This window comes from Sphingobacterium sp. UT-1RO-CII-1 (assembly GCF_026711005.1).
GTDB lineage: Bacteria > Bacteroidota > Bacteroidia > Sphingobacteriales > Sphingobacteriaceae > Sphingobacterium.
This window is the reverse complement of record NZ_JAPPVJ010000018.1, coordinates 1-3,568: the sequence shown is the minus strand read 5'-3', so window position 1 is coordinate 3,568 and position 3,568 is coordinate 1. Positions and strand designations below refer to the sequence as shown.

Here is a 3,568-nt window from a genome sequence, read left to right as displayed (position 1 = left end):
TCAATGGAGAAAGTTCTAACGTTCTTATATCTTCTTCAAAATGGTAAACTTCGGGGTGATTTTCCCAGTGGCTGCGTATAGCTTTGTGATCATGATTTACACATGCAGCTATTATTGCCATACGTCTGCCCCAGGAGTTCTTTGCTTTATCAAAACCTATAGTTGTTCCTCCTGCGCCACAAAATAGATCTATTATTATAAACTGTATATCCTCGATATGTTCTACAATTTGAGGTTTAAAAGGTTTATGTTGTAAAATAAATGCGTTAATCATAATCTTACTTTATTTGCTCCCTTACCAACTTAAAAAGACTGATAAGGGCTAGTGTTAGGTAAATCATTAATTTTATTGATAATCAATTAAATCATCATTATTGATGATACTCTGTCTTACTTCTAGAATATTGTTGAGTCTATCGTTAATATTCCTGAAGGTTGTCAACTCTTTGAAAACCGCATTAAGAGCTATAGCGTCTACATCGTAGTAATCAGATATTTCCTGAAGACTTATGCCTATTGTGTACAGCTCTAATGCTTCTCCAATGTCTTTGTGTGTCATTAATGTTAGGCGCTCAATGTGTCGAATAGAGTTGGTACCGAAAGTTTATACTCCAGAGCTTTTAAGTAAAATAGCCCATCATCATAATAGTTTGGATTCAACTCTGCAGATATCGCTTGACGGTTCAACTTTAGTGCTTGGTGAGCTGTAGAAAATAGACCTCCGAAAGGATCATCAACCTTATCTCCTTCGTTTGTAAAGCGATATATCAATCGATCGATAATGTCTAATTGAAGTGGGCAAATATGTTTTTCCCTCTTTCTATTAGCCTGATTAGCATTAAGTGTGTTCATTCGATTAATATCGGTCCAAACTAAATCATTACTAGATGTTGGAGGTATAGTCATAAATAGCTTAGAGAGCCTATCAACTTCGGATAAATCATTACACACTCGTAAATGCTCTTGAAAGTTGTAGATGGTAGATTTATCGTATTCTTTCCACTTATTGAAAATATACTTCATGTCAAATTTTGATAGCTCTTCAAAAGACAAAAATCTATCTCCACTTGACTTCCAGTAAGCGTGTGCATCTAGTTGCCAGAGACTAAGAAGGTATTCATCTATTTTCTTAACAACAGGATCGTCAGCGTAAGCATTGTTTGTTTCTGTTGGAGCTTTACGGAATAAAAGAACGTATTCAGGGAGCCCAACACCCATCTTTGTAGCATCTTTACGTTGTTCACCCCATGTCAATCTATATGTTTGATTGTTTTCACGAACTACGTCTGTAGTGATAGTAATTTTGCCAACGAGATAAAAGCCGTGCTTCCGAAAGCATCTAACGGTATCCCCGCTAAAGTCGTCTATCGTGGTAAAACATGTGCCGTTCTGATAGGAATATCTAATTCTATCTTTTACGTGTATAGCGGCAATACGCCCAGGTTTAAGAGTTCGCAATAACTCAGGTACCAAGAAATCCATTTGTTTAAAAAAACCTTCGTTACCGTAGTTATGACCGAAATCGTTGTAATTATCACTGTATTCGTAATGATCACCGAAAGGGATTGATGTCAATATCATATCCGTATGGTTATCGGGCATTTCTTGATGTATTATTGTAGTATCTTCGTTGTATACTGTTGCTCCGCCCACAACTGCAGATCTTCTATTACTAAACAATTGACGTTTCATATCTGATTTTATTTTATTGGTGTTTAATCCATATTCACGCACGAGGTTTATCATCTCTGTTTGTAGCTCAATATGATTTTGCCATTTTTCTTTTAGAGTTTTCAGAACCTCATGTTCATTTTGAGTAAATAAGAGATATACATTAACCTCTTTAGTTTGACCGAACCTGTAAACCCTGTGTATTGCTTGTATGAAGTCGTTAAATTTGTAATCTATACCGACGAATATCATATCGCTACAATGATGCTGCAGGTTGCATCCTGACCCCGCAATTTTTGGTTTTGTAGAAAGGATCTGATATTTGCCTTCTGAAAAATCGATTAACAAATCTTCTTTTTCTTGGTTTGTTTGAGATCCGTAAACCGATTTTATATCGCTGTGGTGCGGCTGCGGCTTGAACTTTTTATCTATGGCCATGCGCTCACTTTCTAGGTGGTGCCAAAGAATCCAGTTTTTGTCTATTCCGTTTTCCTGAACGATATTGAACGCTTTATCTACTCTTATTTGAACACTTTCAGATTTTTCACGACTTACGTCTACAAGGCTTTTAGTGGTGTCTTTAAACATAACGATGTCTCCCTTTTTATTAGTGATAACATCATCCGTTAGGTTCTGCACCTCTATCTCGTGAATGTTTAATTTTGGTAAGTCGTAGCCATGATCATCGAAACCAAGGTCACTAGGTTTGTTTATGAATACCGCCCAGGTAGCAACCCACTTCCAAAATTCTTCTTTCTTGTTTTCGTAAAGTGTAAGGTGTCCAGCCTTGGTGCTGTCTCTTTGAAAGAATCTAGTTAGGGCATGGCCTCGATCAATTACACCGAGATAGTCCGCATAGTTAAGAATCTCAATAAAATCATTTGGGGTAGGTGTGGCCGTAGCTACGAACCTATAAGGAATCTGTTTAAAATACTGTAAAACGTAGTTTGTAGTTTCTGTTTTCAGATTGCGCAATATTGAAGCTTCGTCAAAAGAAACCCCTCCGAACTTTAAAGGATCTATATCACCTTTGCGAATACGTTCGTAATTTGTTAAGTATATCTTGGTGCCGTATTCCTCTATTGAATTACTATCGGTTATATATTCAACTTCGAATCCTGTTTCTAAAAAAATGTTATCTCTTTTAAACTCACCTACAACAGCCAGGGGCATGCAGATAAGAAAAGGCTTTCCTGTTATGCCAATAACCTGTTTTGCTATCTCAAGTTGTATCATTGATTTACCTAATCCGAAACTTGCGAAAACAGCCCTGCGACCTCCCTCGATGCACCATGGGACAATAACCTTTTGGTGCGGCAGTAGTTTGTTAGACAATAAACTTGTATCTATAGTGGTTCCAAAATTTTCAGCAATAACAATTTTACTTTCTAAAAACTTTTTATATTCTCTATTCATTTTTCTTTCTCCTTTTCCTTTAAATACTCTTTGTAATCGTCCAGTTCCCGTAAGTCGAACGTTTTGGTTTTGTTGTCGGGATAATACAGTGATGGCATTTCCTGCATTATTTTTTCGACATTCATATTGTCTTGGAATAGCTTAATAATCGCAGATGATGTTATCCCTTCTTCATCGTCCCGGTCTTCAACTAGACCCATTACTATCTCCTCAACATCTATTCGGTCTAAAACTTTTTCAAGGTTGCAATCTTGGTATTGTATCACTAAATCATCCTGCTCGATCGAACCATCTTCTAAATCGAAAATCATTTCGTCAAAAATTTCCTCGAAACTGTCGTAAATATTATCGTTGTACATTATCATTTTAAGCCTCCTTTCAAGTCTTCATACAAGTAGTTAAACCCATCTACGAATGCGTCAATCTCCGACATGTTGTAATGTCCGTCGCCTGCCATTTCATTTGCAAACTGCCTTGCTGC

4 protein-coding genes are annotated in these 3,568 nt (G+C 36.8%); all 4 read right to left on the bottom strand.

From position 1 onward, the window contains the following. A partial coding sequence (locus ORI89_RS19045) for a DNA cytosine methyltransferase (RefSeq protein WP_268232112.1) occupies positions 1 to 274 on the bottom strand: 274 nt, incomplete at its 3' end. A 72-nt stretch (positions 275 to 346) separates the two neighbouring features. After that, entirely contained in the window at positions 347 to 559 is a 213-nt protein-coding gene (locus ORI89_RS19040; RefSeq protein ID WP_268232111.1) for a hypothetical protein, read from the bottom strand. A 5-nt stretch (positions 560 to 564) separates the two neighbouring features. After that, complete coding sequence (locus tag ORI89_RS19035; protein ID WP_268232110.1) at positions 565 to 3,087, bottom strand: DNA methyltransferase; 2,523 nt, start codon at positions 3,085 to 3,087, stop codon at positions 565 to 567. Further along, positions 3,084 to 3,446: a hypothetical protein gene (locus ORI89_RS19030; protein WP_268232109.1), complete on the bottom strand. Its 363-nt coding sequence runs from the start codon at positions 3,444 to 3,446 to the stop codon at positions 3,084 to 3,086. Before ORI89_RS19030 ends, ORI89_RS19035 begins: the two co-directional genes overlap by 4 nt. Positions 3,447 to 3,568: the final 122 nt, after the last annotated feature.